We start from the raw sequence: 15888 nt of genomic DNA, 5'->3' as shown, positions 1-15888 counted from the left end.
AAACTCTCAGGAAATAAATTCATAAGAATTATTCACCTTTTTGACCCGCTCGGAACTTGACCAAGCGAACATTTGGTTAAATCTTCCCCACTTCCAACCAAATCCCCAGCTGGCGTCACATTTTCATAACGAAAATTTTCCGATTCTCTGTTATACGTAAGTGGCTATCATCCACATCGAGCCCCAAGGAAGCTTCGTGTTCACTCGTCGTCGCTCTACCGCCCTGATCGCGGCAGTATCTACCGCGGTTAGCGTTGCACTTACCCCTCAGGTTGTTGCCACCCCAGCTGGCGACAACCTTGTTATTTCAGAGGCCTACGGAGGCGGCGGAAACGCCGGCGCCCCATTAGCCAATGACTTTGTTGAGTTGTACAACCCAACCGATGCCCCGATTGACCTCAGCGGTTACTCCATCGAGTACTACTCCGCTAAGGGCGGCTCCGGTGGCACTACCAAACTCACCGGCACCATTCCGGCCAAGGGCTACTTCCTGATCCAGATGGCCGCAGGATCCAATCCTGCTACTGCGCTGCCGACCCCGGATGCCGTCGGCACCCTCGCGATGGGCGGCACCAACGGTTCCGTGAAGCTGGTCAAGGACGGCGGCGATGTGGACGTCGTCGGCTGGGGCACCGCAACGATCGTCGAAGGTGCCGCTACCGCTGCGACCTCGAGCAGCACCTCTGCGCAGCGCACTAATCCTGACGCAGATACCGACAACAACTCCGCCGACTTCAGCGTGAGCGCTCCTACCCCACAGAACTCTGGCCAGGCTCCAGTCACCACGGATCCAACTCCAACCCCAACTCCTACGCCAACCCCTGCTCCTGGCGATGTCACCATCGCCGAGATTCAGGGCACCGGCGACGCGTCCCCGCTGGTGGACAAGCAGGTCACCACCAAGGGTTACGTCACTGCTGCATACCCTGAGGGCGGATTCAACGGCTTCTACGTGCAATCCGGCGGAACGGGCGTCGAAAAGCAGGCCGGCGAGGCATCGGACGGCATTTTCGTTTACCAGGGCAAGGGCGCCCAGGTCCCACAGGCTGGGGAGTGCGTGAGCGTTGCTGGCACTGTCGCTGAGTACGGCGATGCGGGCAAGTCCCTCACCCAGCTGAAGAACGTCACCGTCACCCCAGCTACCGACTGTGGCGCGGCCGTGAAGCCGGTTGAGATCGACACCATGGCTGCTGATCCAGCTCTGCGCGAGGCATATGAAGGCATGCTGGTGCTGCCAAAGGGCGCGTACACCGTCACCAACAATTACAACCTCAACACTTTCGGCACTGTCGATCTAGCCATCGGCAACGAGGCATACAAGCAGGCCACCGACGTTTTCGCACCATCCACCGACCCTAACTCGGACGTGCAGAAGGAAATGGCCCGCCAGGCAGCTGAGGTAGTCACCCTCGACGACGGCCGTAGCGCCAACTACATGAAGACCGACAAGGAAACCCCGCTGCCATACATCGCACAGGCAGGCACCATCAAGTCCCTGCGCACCGGCGACGGCGTCACCTTCCAGCACCCAGTGGTCTTCGACCAGCGCTACGGCGCATGGAGCTACCAGCCAACGTCCCCAATCACCGGCAACAACACCGCCACCGAGCTGCCAATCACCTGGAACGATTCCCGCGCAGCCATACTCAACGTGCCAGACACCGTCCAGGGTGACTTCTCCATCGCGTCCTTCAACGTGCTGAACTACTTCACCTCCCTCGGCGAGAACGAAGCAGGCTGCCAGTTCTACGCCGACAAGGACGGCAACCCAGTCACCACCAACTACTGCAATGTCCGTGGCGCCTACTCCACCGATGCTTTCCAGGATCAGCAGGCCAAGATCGTCGCTGCTATCAACAAGCTGAACGTTTCGGTCCTCGGCCTCGAGGAAATCGAAAACACCCCTGGTGACCGCGATGCTGCCCTGGCCCACCTCGTCTCCGAGCTCAACAAGGCCGGTGGTAACTGGGAGTACGTCCAGTCCCCCGCGAAGCTTCCTGCCAGCGAGGACGTGATCCGCACCGCATTCATCTACAACAAGGACAAGGTCAAGCCAATCGGCGAGTCAGTCATCTTCGACACCGCAGAATTCACCGGTGTCGCCCGCCAGCCACTCGCCCAGGAATTTGCCTCCGTCGCCGACGAGAAGCAAACCTTCGTGGCCATCGTGAACCACTTCAAGTCCAAGGGCTCCGTCGCACACGGCGACGAGGACATGGGCGACGGCCAGGGCAACAACGCCAACCTACGCACCGAACAATCCAAGGCAGTCATGCGCGAACTCGCCGCCCAAACCCAGTGGGCCGACAAGCCAGTATTCATCCTCGGCGACCTCAACTCCTACGCCAAGGAAACCGCCGTCACCGCCTTCACCGACGCCGGCTACACGCTTATCGACGGCGGGTCCGAGTCCTACCAGTTCGGCGGCCGCCTCGGCTCCCTGGACCACGTCCTCGTCAACGACAAAGCCAAGGACCTCGTCAAGGACGCCAAGGTCTGGGACATCAACGCCGACGAATCCGTCGCCTTCGAATACTCCCGACGCAACTACAACGCAGTCGACTTCTACGCCCCAGACGTCTTCCGCTCCTCCGACCACGACCCAATCAAGGTCGGCTTCAGCTTCGGCGCTACCCCGGTGGATCCAACCCCAACCGATCCAACACCAGCGCCAGGCGGATCCTCCGGATCTAGCGAAGGCTCCTCCAGTGGCGGAATCCTCGCCGTCCTCGCAGGCATCGCAGCCCTCTTCGGCGGACTCGACTTCGTGCTCCGCACCTACTTCCCAGCGCAGTACGAGCAGCTGAAGCAGCAGCTCTTCCGCCACTAAAGGAAATCTTTCCCCTATTTGGACCGGAATTCCGGGGTTTCCCCAGGACAGAGGTTCCAAATAGGGGATCTTTTTCTTCCCTCCGGAAATCTTTCCCCCAATTGGACACGCCCACCTGGGCAAATGCCCGAAAAGGCGCCCAATTGGGGGAAAGATTTCTAGATTGGCAGGTTGTCTTCGATCAGATCGATGATTTCATCATCCTCAGGATCGGTCTTCGGCCGGAAACGTCCGATGACCTCGCCTGATGGCGCGATGAGGAACTTCTCAAAGTTCCACTGCACATCCCCTGCTTCGCCAGTGGCATCCGGGGTCTTCTTCAGCTCCACAAACAGTGGGTGCGCATTTTCCCCGTTCACGTCTGCCTTCGCGAGCATCGGGAACGTCACCCCGTAATTCCGTGAACAGAAGGAAGCGATCTCTTCAGCACTCCCCGGCTCCTGCGCCCCAAACTGGTTGCATGGCATGCCGATGACGAAGAATCCACGCATTGCGTAATCATCAAACAGGCGCTGCAAGCCCTCGTATTGGCCGGTCAGGCCACATTCGCTCGCGGTGTTTACTACCAAGATGAGGTGGCCCGCCCAATCCGCGAGAGTGGTCCTTCGGCCGTCGAGAAGCGTGATGGGGGTGTCAAAAATGCTCATGCGGCCAGGCTAGCGGAAGTCGCGGTAGTCGCGCGGGACGGCGCCGGCGGCGAGCGTCTTGTCGACGGCTTCGCGGAAATCTCCCATGGTCTTTTTGTCTGACAAGTTGCGTGCGGACACGGAAAGACGGACGATGCGGCCTTGCCCTGCGCCTCGCGTAGCTGCGCGGATGATGTTTTTACGCCACCATTTCGCGGCGCCGTAGCCTTCGCCGTAGGAGAGGTTGCGGGTTTGGAAGAATTCGCCGGTGGCGAGGTTGTGGATGCCACGGGTGGAAGATGCGAGGGTGAACCCGAATTCCGGGAGGACGCCGAGGGTGCCTTCGGAGAGTCGCCAGCGAGGTGGGGCGAAGAGGTCGGTTTCGAAGCCGATTTTGTGCATCTGTCGCGTGGCGCCCTTGAGCCTGAGGCGTGCCTCGTGGGATTCGAGGTTGGCGAACTCAGCGCGACGCCCCTGAACTGCCTGGTCGAAGCCATTCAGGATGATGGCGCGGTCTTGGGCTTTCTGATCGAGCAGCCATTGCTTGGTGTCGGGGTCTTTGGCGAGGTGCCAATTGCCGTCGATATGCGGTGCGATGAGCAGTGACACGGGGACGCCCGCGGAGTCGAGGCGGCTGATGAGCTTTTCGGTATCGGCACGCGTCGCATCGAAGATGCTTGAGATCGAAACCAACAATGTGCCGTGCATGAGGGGTATTATCGCACGGCTCAGCCCACCCCGCCACAGCAAAAGCCCCCAGCAATTGCTGGGGGCTTCAGGCGCAAGCGATTAGTGCTTGTAGGCGTCCAGGTCGACCTGCGGCGTTGGCTGCAGGGTCATGTTTGGAGCGTTCTCGACCTCTGGGTTGCGGAGGTCAACTTCGGTGTCGTCATCGGCGGGAACGTAAGGAATTTTGCCGTTGAGGACGTCCTTGACGCGATCCTTGTCGACGGACTTCGTCCACGTACCAACCAGCAGGGTTGCCACGGAGTTACCCGCGAAGTTCGTGAGCGCACGGGCCTCGGACATGAACTTATCGATGCCCATGATGACGTCCACACCACCCAGCAGCGCTGGGGAGTGCGACTGCAGGCCAGCAGCCAGGGTTGCGATACCTGCACCGGAGACGCCTGCGGCGCCCTTGGAAGCGATCATCATGAAGACCAGCAGGCCGATCTGCTCGCCGAGGGACATCGGCATGTGCATTGCGTCAGCGATGAAGATTGCAGACATGGTGAGGTAAATCGCGGTGCCGTCCAGGTTGAAGGAGTAACCGGTCGGAACGACGATACCCACGGTGGACTTGTCCACACCAGCGTGCTCCATCTTGCGCATGAGGTTAGGAAGCGCAGACTCGGAGGAAGAAGTAGCAACGATGAGCAAGAACTCTCGGCCCAGGTATTTGAGCAGCTTGAAGATGTTGAAGCCACCGAATACCCACAGCACCAGACCCAGCACGACGAACACGAAGAGGAAACAGGTGATGTAGAAGGCCAGCATCAGCACTGCCAGTTCCTTGACTGCTGCCATACCGGAGCCACCAACAACACCCGCCATTGCGCCGAATGCGCCGATTGGCGCCAGCCACAGGATCATGTTCAGGATCTTGAAGACGACCTTCTGCAGGTGCGCCACGAAGCCCAGAATTGGCTCACCAGACTTGCCCATGCCCTGAACAGCAAAGCCGAACAACAGGGCGATGAACAGCACCTGGAGCACAGAGCCCTCGGTAAAGGCGGAGAACATGGTCTCCGGAATAATCGACTGGATAAAGCCAAGCGTGCCCGTTGCCTTCTCAGGATCCGGCGCGGACTTCGGATGCTCAACCGGCGCGATGTGCAGGCTGGAGCCTGGCTCAATGTAATTGCCCACCATGAGGCCCACTGCAAGAGCGAAGGTAGACATGGTGATGAAGTAAGCCAGCGCAATACCGCCCGCCTTACCGACGGTCGCAGCCGCACGCACCGATCCAATACCCAAAACGATGGTGCAGAAGATCACCGGCGGGATGATCATCTTGATAAGGTCGACGAACATCTTGCCGACGACCTTCCACTCCTTAGCGTGAGCTGGATCGACGATACCGAAGGTAACACCGGCAATGATCGCGATGATCACCATGATGTACAGCCAGTGCGTACGGTCCTTGCGAGGCTTCTTAGGCTCCGCGATCTTAGGCATGTCGGTGCCCACCGCTAAGCGCTGCGCGGACTCCACGTTGCCGTGCATCGCACCAATGGCATCAGCCGTATTGTGTTCGGCAGAGAATTGCCCCTCTGCCTTTGCGTCTTTGTCAGACATGTGTGGTTGTGGTCCTTCTACGAATGGCCAATCTTCACGACGGCCTAAGTGAACTTAACGCTCGCTGCTCGACGCACAGCCCTTTTCCCACCTGATGTGAAACCCACGAATGGGCGCACGGAAGTGTATCGCGGGGCACATCGAACCTTCTGCGAACTGTAGCGCCACGCTGCCTTCTTAATCAATGCACAGATTGCCCCGAGAAAACCGCCCCCAAAAGCGGGATGAAAAATCACAAAAGTGTGACGCCTTCGTTTTCGCAGCGCACAGGCCTAAGGTGACAAATCCGCAAGTGAAAATCGGTTGGTTCAACAATCTAGTGAATCACATCACACAGGCTCGAATAGGGGTAAAAATACCCCCACCCACCTGGCATTTTAGGATTCGAGGCCGGACACTTGATTCACGAGCCACGCGAGCTCAAACGCAGATTGACGCCAACGTTCATAGCGCCCGGATACGCCACCATGACCGGCCGCCATTTCCGTTTTGAGCAGGAATTCGCCCCCGGAAGCGGTATCTCGCAGCTTGGCGATCCACTTTGCTGGCTCAACATATAACACTCGGGTGTCATTAATGGACGTCACAGCCATGATGTTCGGGTACTTCATCGGTGCCACATTCTCATAAGGCGAATAGGACGCCATGTACTCATACACATCGCGATCCTCCAGCGGGTTCCCCCACTCTTCCCATTCCAGCACCGTGAGCGGCAGCTCTGGCATCAGAATCGAGGTGAGCGGATCAACGAAAGGCACCTTCGCTGAAATCGCCTTGAAACGATCAGGAGCCATATTGGCCACGGCGCCCATGAGCAGACCACCCGCAGAACCCCCCTCAGCGCCCAGCATCTCTGGCGTGGTGATGCCCTCGGCAATCAGATAGTCGGCAACATCGATAAAGTCCGTGAAGGTGTTCTTCTTGGCCAGCATCTTGCCATCGTCATACCAGCGACGCCCCATCTCACCACCCCCGCGAACATGCGCAACGGCGAAGATAATGCCTCGGTCATAGACCGACACCCACAGATTGGAGTAGCTCGGATCGAACGAGTGCTCGTAGGAGCCATAGCCGTAAAGAATCGTCGGGTTAGGCTTGCTCAGATCCAGGTCAGCTCGATGAACTAGCGAAACCGGGATCTTAGCTCCATCGCGCGCCGTCACCCAGCATCGCGTAGCCACGTAGTCTGCAGGATCGTAGCCACCCAAGACCTCCTGCTGCTTGAGCAGGGTACGTGACCGGGTTTCGATGTCTAAGAGGCTGACGCTCGCTGGCTGGGTAAAGCTGCCATAGGTGTAGCGGTAGACCGGCGTATCCCATTCTGGGTTTCCGCCACCTCCGACGCTGTAGAGCTCCTCCTCAAAGGACATCTCTTCAAACGCAGTGTATCCAGGGTCGAGCTTCATGATCGCCAGGCGACCGATTGCATCCCGGCGGTAACCAAGAGCCAGGAATCCTTGGAAAGGATCAATGCTTTCCAATCGGACGTCAGAGCGATGCGGGACCAGGACATTCAGCTCATCGAGCTGGAAAGATCCGACCGGGCATTCGCCGATCTCAAAGTTAGGGCCGGTGGCGTTGTGGATGACGAGCCAACGGTCTTCCCCATTCACCACGGCGTGGTCAACGCCGTACTCGATGCCTTCTACGCGAGGAAGCAAGCATTGGAACTCACCCGTCGGATTGTCCAACTCCAGGCTCCACATCTCCGAGGTCATCTTTGATCCAACCTCGATGAGCAGGTACTTCTCGGAACGAGTCGTGCAGATCCCCACCCAGAAGCGCTCATCCGGCTCATAGAACACCCGCACGTCTTCAGAGACAGGGGTGCCTACTCGGTGACGCCACACCGAGTCCGGGCGCCATGCTTCGTCTACGCGTTGGTAGAAGACGTACTCATCGCCCGCCCAGGTGGCGCCTGCTGAGATGTCCTCGATGACGTCGTCAAGCAGCTCTCCAGTGCGCAGATCCTTGATGCGCAAGGTGTAGCGCTCATCGCCCTTGGTGTCCTCAGAGAACGCGAGGAAGTTGCCACTCAGGGTGACAGTTGATGCGCCGAGGGAGAAGAAGTCATGGCCTTCGGCCATGGCGTTGACGTCGAGCAGTACTTGTTCGTCGGGCTCTGGCTGCTCTGTAATCGTTGGAGGCAGCCAGGCATCATGTCCTTCGGAAACCCGGAGACGGCAGGCCGTGCCGTAGCTCTTTCCTTCTTCGGTGCGGGAGTAGTACCAATACTGCCCCTGGCGAACCGGGACCGACATATCGGTTTCTTTGATGCGCCCCTTGAGCTCCTGGAACAGATTCTCTTCCAGTGCCTTCAGGTGCGCCGTCTGCTCCTGGGTGTAGGCATTTTCTGCCTCCAGGTAGGCAATGGTGTCCGGTGATTCCTTGTCGCGCAGCCATTCGTAGTCATCGACGAAGGTAATGCCGTGGTGAGTGCGAGAAATTGGGCGTTTGTCAGCTACTGGATACATGTTTCAAATGATACAGATGAAGCCGGAAGCAAAATTCGACATTCCCACCCTATTTTCAGTCGAATTTGGGGCGAAAATGTCGATTTCTACCCACGCTTTGAGTCAGAAACACAAGACTGGCGAGCCCTCATGCTGCAGGATTTGTGCTTCTACTTGATAGACCGCATCGATGAGTTCCGCAGTCACAATCTCATCAGGCGAGCCTTGCTCTACAAGTTGACCTTCCTTCATAACCACAAGCTCATCGCAAAAACGCGCTGCCAAATTGATGTCATGGATGGCAATCAGGGCGATCCCTCTCATGTCACGAACCCGTTTTCGCAAAAGTTCAAATAGGAACAGCTGTCTATGCAGATCAAGTGCTGAGGTTGGCTCGTCCAACAACATTACGGTGGGATCGGTAACTAGCATCTGCGCCACTGCCACCATCTGTCTCTGACCACCAGACATGTCACTGAGACAGACATGAGCCAAGTCCTCCAATCCGAGCTCATGCATGATTTCCGCGGCTAGAAGCTGCGCCACTCGGGTCCCGAAGTGCCTCCTTGCCGCAACAATCACAGTTTCGAATGCAGTCAATGCGGCAGATTTGGGCAGGTCCTGAGGAACATAGCCAATATGGTCCCTCAAATCACGGCCCGAAATGACTTGATCACCAATGGTCAATTCCACTGAGCCATTCACGGTCCGGTGCACCCCAGCGATCGACTTCATTAGCGTCGACTTGCCTGAAGCGTTGGGACCTAACAAACCAACAACGCGTCCCCCTGTGAGTGGCCTCACGCTGAAGGAATCAAGAATTCGATGGCGACCATAACCTGCGCTAATCCCCTCCAGACCTAGCGAAATCACCACAACACCTTCTTCCTCGAAAGAACAATAAAGGCAAAACAAGGTACGCCCACCAATGCGGTAATGATCCCGATCGGCACCGCGACTCCGGGGACAACAACCAGGCTCACCGCATGCGCGCCAGCTAACAGAGCCGCCCCCGCGGCCATTGAGGCTGGCAAAAAGTAGCGCTGCTCCTCTCCAACCAACATGCGTGCGATATGGGGCCCTACTAGCCCAACGAAGCCGATCACGCCACAGAAAGCGACAGCACTGGCAGAAAGCAATGCCACCACCGCTAGCATGACAACCCGCAATCGGGTCACATTAACTCCCATAGCCAACGCTCGTTCATCACCCAGCCGCAACGCAGTGAGCTGCCACGACAGCACGAACATCACAGGTAAGGCGATGAGCAAAGCTGCCGCAATGACTGCGTTTCCCAGCCATGTCGCTCTGGTGAGCGACCCCATAATCCAGAACACGATTCTCTGTAGCGATTCCGCCGAAGAACGGTATTGCATGAGAGCCAACAACGCCTGAAAGAGGAAGACCATGCCGATTCCGAGGAGAATCATCGTCTCTGCATTGGCGCCTCGCCACATTGCGGCGACGATGATCACCAAGGTTGCGATCATTGCCATCGTCCATGCCATCAAAGCCAGACTAAGTTGTGGCTGCCCTAGCGGATTGAGTCCCAATACAATTCCTGCTGCACCACCGAACGCTGCAGCCGCCGAAATTCCCAAGGTAAATGGCTCCGCCAACGGGTTCCCAAGGATTGTCTGCATTTGTGCCCCCGCAGCGCTCAACGACATGCCCACCAATACAGCCATGACTGACATCGGGAGGCGCAGCCGCCACAAGACCGTCTGCGAAGTGTCATCCAGTGACGAAGGATGCACCAAGCCAACAATTACGTCCCATATTGAGATATCTACCGGCCCTACCACCGTGCTGACTAAGAAAGCCACCACCGCCAACACAGTCAACGCGGCAATAGTCAGGCCGCGCCGGATCGAAACACTGCGATAGCTAGCCAGCAGCTCATTCTTACCTGTTTGAGAGGCAGGAGCGTCGAGTAGCGCCGTCATAGTCAGTGCGCGCCTTCCACGAAGAATGTCCCAGTGGCTGCAAATGGCACATACTTCTCATGTGCAGCCTTCCACTGGCGTTCAATGTCTACTTCTTTGAAAGCTTCTGGATGGAGCCACTTAGCAATGGCTTGAATCGCAATGTAGTTGAGTGGCGAATCGTAGAATTGGTGCCAGATGGCAAGGGAATTGCCATTGTTCAGTGCATTAACTTTGTCCATGCCAGGAATCTTGGAAAGGTCTGCAAGCCCCTTCTCTGCATTTTCAGACTGCGCAGTGTATCCGAGTGGCACATGGGTGATCTTGTTGTCGTTCTTGGGCGCCCACGAACCACCGGTGACAAGGATCTTTTCCGGCTGTTGTTCGATGAGCTTTTCAGGCGTCAGAGACCCCATCTCGGCGTCGAGCAGGGTATCTCCCAAATTCGTACCGCCGGCGACTTTCACAAATTCCCCGATGTTCGCATTCTTGACACTTGCGCAGCAGTCCGCATAGCCACCCGCTCGCCAGGCAAATACCTCGGGCTTCGCAGCGTCTTGCGTCTTCGTCCGGACATCCTGAACCGTGGTGTTCCAGTCGTTAGTGAATTCTTTCGCCCTTTCAGGATTGCCCAGGATCTGGCCGTACACTTCCACGGACTTGGTGGTGTTCTCCAGCGGGTGGATGCGGAAATCCGTCACCACGTACTTAAGCCCTGCCGAATCTATCTTGTCCAAAATGCCGGTGTCTTTTGCGGCCTTGTAGTGGTCCATGGTGATGGTGATGACATCGGGATCTAATGCGAGCAGGGTCTCTACGGAAACATCGCCCTTCGCTACGCTGCCAATGGTCTGAACGTCTTTTGCTTCTGGATGAGCTTCGAGCAGCTTTTCATAGTAGGACGGCGCAGCAGTTTTGATGTCGTTGCCCATCGCCACCACCTTGTTCAAAGGCTGTTCCCTGTCGATGATGGAGGTTGCAAACAGCGCTCGCCCCTCCCCAAGAATGATTCGTTCTGGAAGCTTGTCAAAAGTGACCGTTCGACCCGCCACGTCTGTAACAGTCACAGCTCCACCAGAAGTGGCCCCATCGTGCCCTTTGTCTGCGGGACTACAGGCACTCAACATTGCTGTGGCGCACACTGCAGTGACAACGGCCACGGCCGACTTCCAAACTTTCATCTTCAAACCCTTCCCGGGTAAGGGCACCATAAGGCACCAACAACTAAGGACAGCCTTACCTTAGTTAGCATGCCCTTAGTTGGCAAGATGTTTCAAAAAAGACCCCTTAAACAGACTCATTTGAAATCCGTTTAAGGGGCTAATTCAGCAGCGGAATTTTAGACGCAGCAGCCGATCCACTCGGAGAACTTCTTACCGGAGATCTTTTCGTAGGCCTCGATGTAGCGCTCGCGGGTAGCTTCCACCACAGAACCAGGAAGTGCTGGTGGTGGGGTCTGGGAAGCCTTGTTCCAACCGGACTTCGGACCAGTCAGCCAGTTGCGTACGTACTGCTTGTCAAAGGAAGGCTGTACTCGGCCCTCAACGTACTCATCTGCTGGCCAGTAGCGAGAGGAGTCTGGGGTGAGAACTTCGTCAGCAAGCACCAGGTTCCCCTCGGAATCCAAGCCGAACTCGAACTTGGTGTCGGCGAGGATGATGCCCTTCTCCAGCGCCATCTCGGCTGCCTGAGAGTAAATCTTCAAAGTGGCGTCGCGCAGCTCCTCCGCACGTGCCTGACCAAGCTTCTCAACGACAGCTTCGAAACTCACGTTCTCATCGTGGTCGCCGAGATCAGCCTTGGTAGCCGGAGTGAAGATTGGCTCAGGCAGCTTAGAAGCTTCGCGCAGGCCTTCTGGGAGCTCGATGCCGCAAACGGTGCCGTGCTCCTGGTACTCGGCGAGGCCGGAACCGGTGAGGTAGCCACGTGCTACGCATTCGAATGGCAGCATGTCGAGCTTCTTGCACACCAGTGCTCGGCCGAGGACTTCTTCTGGGATGCGAGGATCGTCGATTGGGCCGGCGAGGTGGTTAGGAAAGTCGATGTTGTCGAAGAAGTACATCGACATGGCAGTGAGCACACGGCCCTTGTCCGGTATTTCGGTGTCAAGGATGTAGTCGTATGCCGAAATTCGGTCAGAGACCACCATGAGCAGGGTCTCGTCATCGATTTCGTAGATTTCGCGTACCTTACCTGCGGAGAGGTGGTTGTACGAAGAAAGTTCTGGACGCATGAATATGCAGTGTAGCCCTGCCCCCGACGATTTGCCACGTCGAGGGCAGTTTGTTGCAACTACAAAATGTCGCCAGGCTTGTAGGCCGCAGCCTCAGGGTAGCGATTCACCACGTCCTGAATGCGCGCGAGCACGCGGGAGACCTGGGATTCTGCTGCACCGATGAAGGCGTGGCGATCTGCCAGGGCAGCCTGCAGCTCCTCCAGAGACAGGGTCATGCGGTCATCGGCAGCCAGACGCTCAATGAGGTCCTGAGACCCGCCGTTTTCACGCATATTGAGGGCCACTGCGACCGCATTCTCCTTGATAACCTCATGCGCGGTCTCGCGGCCCATTCCGGAGCGCACAGCAGCCATCAGGATGCGCGTGGTGGCCAGGAATGGCAGGTAGCGCTCAAGCTCGCGGTCGATCATGGCCGGGAATGCGCCGAACTCGTCCAACACAGTGAGGAAAGTCTCAAACATGCCGTCAATGGCGAAGAAGGCATCCGGCAGCGCCACGCGGCGAACCACGGAGCAGAATACGTCGCCTTCGTTCCACTGCTGACCGGACAGGTCCGCCACCATCGTGAGGTATCCGCGCAGGATGACCTGCAGGCCACCGACGCGCTCACAGGAGCGTGCGTTCATCTTGTGAGGCATTGCCGACGAACCGACCTGGCCTTCCTTGAAGCCTTCGGTCACGGTCTCATTGCCTGCCATCAAGCGGATGGTGTGCGCCAGGGAAGATGGGCCTGCGCCCAGCTGAACGAGTGCGGAAACGACATCGAAGTCGAGGGAGCGTGGGTAAACCTGGCCCACGGAATCGAAGACACGGTGGAAGCCGAGGTGATCAGCAATGCGGGTCTCAAGGGAAGCAAGCTTGGTTTCATTGCCACCCATGAGGTCCAGCATGTCCTGTGCGGTACCCATTGGGCCCTTGATGCCACGCAGCGGGTAGCGGGCAGTGAGGGATTCGATGCGTTCAATAGCAACGAGCAGCTCGTCTGCTGCAGATGCGAATCGCTTACCCAAGGTGGTTGCCTGAGCTGCAACGTTGTGGGAACGGCCAGCCATGACCATGGACTGGTACATCGCGGAACGCTCGCCGATGCGAGCGAGCACGGCAACAGACTTGCCGAGCACGATTTCCAGGGAGCGGTGAATCTGCAGCTGCTCCACGTTCTCGGTAAGGTCGCGGGAAGTCATGCCCTTGTGAATGTGTTCATGACCTGCGAGGGCGTTGAACTCCTCGATGCGCGCCTTCACGTCGTGACGCGTGATCTTTTCACGGGCAGCGATGGATTCAAGATCTACTTGATCCTTCACTGCTTCGTAAGCCGCAATCGCCTCGGCTGGAATATCAACACCGAGATCCTTTTGCGCCTTCATCACCGCAATCCAGAGCTCGCGCTCCATCACGATTTTGGTTTCAGCGCTCCACAAATTAGACAGGTCAGCGGATGCGTAACGGTTGGACAGGACGTTGGAAATCTTCTTTTTTTGAGCCACGCCTCTAGCCTACTAGGAGCTTTCGGAAAACTTGTCCAGCGCCTTGGCGGTACCGGCAGCAATCACAAGGTCGCCAGACTGAATGACGTAGTTGGAATCTGGCGTCGCAAAGCGACGATCTGCATGACGCACCGCCACGATCACGATCCCGCTCGGCATGTCACACACCTTTCGGCCGATCATGTGCATCGGAGGCGCGAGCTTGGCAAGCGCGAAGTCCGGGTCGAATTCGACATAATCCTGCAGGTGACCGGCAATAAGGTGCGCTACTCGACGCCCAGTGTCACGCTCTGGGCGGACCACATGGTGGACACCAATTTGGGTCAGGATCTTGGCGTGCTGGTCATTGTCTGCTTTGGCCCACACATTCTTCACACCAAGGTCGAGAACAGCAGAGGCTGTGAGCAGGGACGCACCCATGTTGGAACCGATGCCGATCACCACGCGCTCCGCGTCATCAACGCCAAGTTGCTTGAGGGCTTCTGGATCAGTGGTTTCGGCGATCACGGCGTGAGTGATCACAGAGGAAGCCTTGGTGACGGTGGCCTCGTCCACGTCCACGCCGAGCACTTCGACGCCCGCCTGCACTAGTTCCTCGCCCAGGGCAAGGCCGAAGCGGCCGAGGCCGATGATGATCACGGGCGGAACAGTTTTGGAAGAAAAGAGCTTAGCCAATGAACGGCCTTTCTACTGGGAAGCGGTACAGCCGCTTGCTGTTGCGGGCAGCCAGTGCAGCGACCAGGGTAATCGGGCCCACGCGCCCCGCGTACATCAAGATCACGAGCCAGAATTGGGCAAAGTCAGGAAGATTCGGGGTGATTCCCGTGGTCAGGCCAACGGTAGCGAAGGCACTGATGCACTCGAATACGATTTGGTGCGAGGCGAACTGCGGGAGCAGCACCTGCAAGGTCAGGATGGAGAAAATCAGCAGCAGAGCCGTTGCCATGAGCACGGCCATCGCCTGACGGACGATGCGTCCTGGGATTCGTCGTCCAGCTACAAACACCAGATCATCGCCACGAATCTCGGCAATCATCACGGCGACGAGCACGGCGATCGTCGTGACTTTTACACCGCCGGCGGTTCCGCCCGAGCCACCACCGATGAGCATGAGCATGTCGGTCATCATCATCGTGGAGTCGTGCAATTGGGACAGATCAAAGGAATTGAAACCCGCAGTACGGGCGGACACACTGTGGAAAAACGCCGCCATCAGCGCCGTGCCGGGCTCCAGGTGCGCTAGCGCGCCATTCCACTCAAAGACTGCGGTTCCCAACGTTCCAAGCGCCAGCAGGATGCCGGTACCCCAGAGGGTGAAACGCATGGTCAACGACACTGGAAGCGTGGTGCGGTGGTGGAGGCGCTGTCTCATCTCAAGCAGCACTGGGAAACCTAGGCCACCGATAATGATGCCCGAGGCAATCGGCAAGATGATCGCTGCGTCACCGACGTACGGGACAAGGTTCGTGCTGGCCAGGCCAAAACCCGCATTGTTGAAGGCTGATACGGCATGGAAGCCACCTTCCCAAATGCTGGCCCCTACCGATAGTCCGTAGCCAAAGTAGAACCGCAGCGTCAAGATGATGGCGATCATGAGCTCGACGGCCAGGGAAAAGCCGAGCGTGCCCATGATGACGGTTTTGACTTCGCCAAGGTCGCGGCCACGCATTTCGGCTGCGGCATTCAGTCTGCCCTTCACTCCGATTCGGCCAACAAGTAGATAAGAGGCGACCGTCGCGAGGGTCATGATTCCCAGGCCACCAACCTGGATCAGCAAGATAATCACTGCTTGGCCGAAGTGCGACCAATACGTCGCAGTATCCACCACATTCAGACCCGTCAGGCACACCGCCGAGGTGGCCGTGAACAGCGCGGTCATGAACTCTGGGGACTGCGGACCGCTCCGGGAAATCGGGAGCAGCAGCAGCGAAGTCCCCAGCAAAATAAGAAGCAGAAAGCCCCCGGCCACCAGCTGTGCAGGGCTGAGGCCTTGGGGCTCCCGCTTGCGCGTTGTAAAACTCACAACGCAC

General features: G+C 57.6%; 12 protein-coding genes. 1 reads left to right on the top strand and 11 read right to left on the bottom strand.

Annotated elements, in window-relative coordinates:
- Positions 1-196: 196 nt before the first annotated feature.
- Positions 197-2830: an ExeM/NucH family extracellular endonuclease gene (locus tag WG939_RS11810; protein WP_339986049.1), complete on the top strand. Its 2634-nt coding sequence runs from the start codon at positions 197-199 to the stop codon at positions 2828-2830.
- A gap of 158 nt (positions 2831-2988) precedes the next feature.
- On the opposite strand, the gene WG939_RS11805 is transcribed toward WG939_RS11810, so the two are convergent.
- The 11 genes from WG939_RS11805 to WG939_RS11755 all read right to left on the bottom strand — a co-directional run bounded on the left by WG939_RS11805 (position 2989) and on the right by WG939_RS11755 (position 15881).
- Positions 2989-3477: a glutathione peroxidase gene (locus tag WG939_RS11805; RefSeq protein WP_339986047.1), complete on the bottom strand. Its 489-nt coding sequence runs from the start codon at positions 3475-3477 to the stop codon at positions 2989-2991.
- A 9-nt stretch (positions 3478-3486) separates the two neighbouring features.
- A complete protein-coding gene (locus WG939_RS11800) occupies positions 3487-4164 on the bottom strand; it encodes a DUF2334 domain-containing protein (RefSeq protein WP_339986045.1) in 678 nt (225 codons plus the stop codon).
- Between the two features lie 81 nt (positions 4165-4245).
- Entirely contained in the window at positions 4246-5685 is a 1440-nt protein-coding gene (locus WG939_RS11795) for a cation:dicarboxylate symporter family transporter (protein WP_339986104.1), read from the bottom strand.
- A gap of 449 nt (positions 5686-6134) precedes the next feature.
- Complete coding sequence (locus WG939_RS11790) at positions 6135-8231, bottom strand: S9 family peptidase (RefSeq protein WP_339986043.1); 2097 nt, start codon at positions 8229-8231, stop codon at positions 6135-6137.
- Between the two features lie 102 nt (positions 8232-8333).
- A complete protein-coding gene (locus WG939_RS11785) occupies positions 8334-9083 on the bottom strand; it encodes an ABC transporter ATP-binding protein (RefSeq protein ID WP_339986041.1) in 750 nt (249 codons plus the stop codon).
- Positions 9080-10156 carry a FecCD family ABC transporter permease gene (locus tag WG939_RS11780; RefSeq protein ID WP_339986039.1) on the bottom strand — a complete coding sequence of 359 codons (1077 nt, stop codon included), beginning with the start codon at positions 10154-10156 and terminating at the stop codon, positions 9080-9082. Before WG939_RS11780 ends, WG939_RS11785 begins: the two co-directional genes overlap by 4 nt.
- A 2-nt stretch (positions 10157-10158) precedes the next feature.
- On the bottom strand, positions 10159-11316 hold the full coding sequence (locus tag WG939_RS11775; protein WP_445227911.1) for an ABC transporter substrate-binding protein: 1158 nt from the start codon (positions 11314-11316) through the stop codon (positions 10159-10161).
- Positions 11317-11474: 158 nt separating this feature from the next.
- Positions 11475-12368, bottom strand: a complete 894-nt coding sequence (locus tag WG939_RS11770; protein ID WP_339986036.1) for a phosphoribosylaminoimidazolesuccinocarboxamide synthase — start codon at positions 12366-12368, stop codon at positions 11475-11477.
- Between the two features lie 59 nt (positions 12369-12427).
- Positions 12428-13858 (bottom strand): adenylosuccinate lyase, encoded by a 1431-nt coding sequence (purB, locus tag WG939_RS11765; protein ID WP_339986034.1) that lies wholly within the window; start codon positions 13856-13858, stop codon positions 12428-12430.
- A 12-nt stretch (positions 13859-13870) separates the two neighbouring features.
- Positions 13871-14533 carry a potassium channel family protein gene (locus tag WG939_RS11760; protein ID WP_339986032.1) on the bottom strand — a complete coding sequence of 221 codons (663 nt, stop codon included), beginning with the start codon at positions 14531-14533 and terminating at the stop codon, positions 13871-13873.
- Positions 14526-15881 carry a TrkH family potassium uptake protein gene (locus WG939_RS11755; RefSeq protein ID WP_339986030.1) on the bottom strand — a complete coding sequence of 452 codons (1356 nt, stop codon included), beginning with the start codon at positions 15879-15881 and terminating at the stop codon, positions 14526-14528. Before WG939_RS11755 ends, WG939_RS11760 begins: the two co-directional genes overlap by 8 nt.
- Between the last annotated feature and the right edge of the window lie 7 nt (positions 15882-15888).

The organism is Corynebacterium sp. H130 (assembly GCF_037572395.1).
In the GTDB taxonomy this organism is placed as follows: Bacteria; Actinomycetota; Actinomycetes; order Mycobacteriales; family Mycobacteriaceae; genus Corynebacterium.
This window is presented reverse-complemented; position numbering and strand designations above follow the sequence as displayed.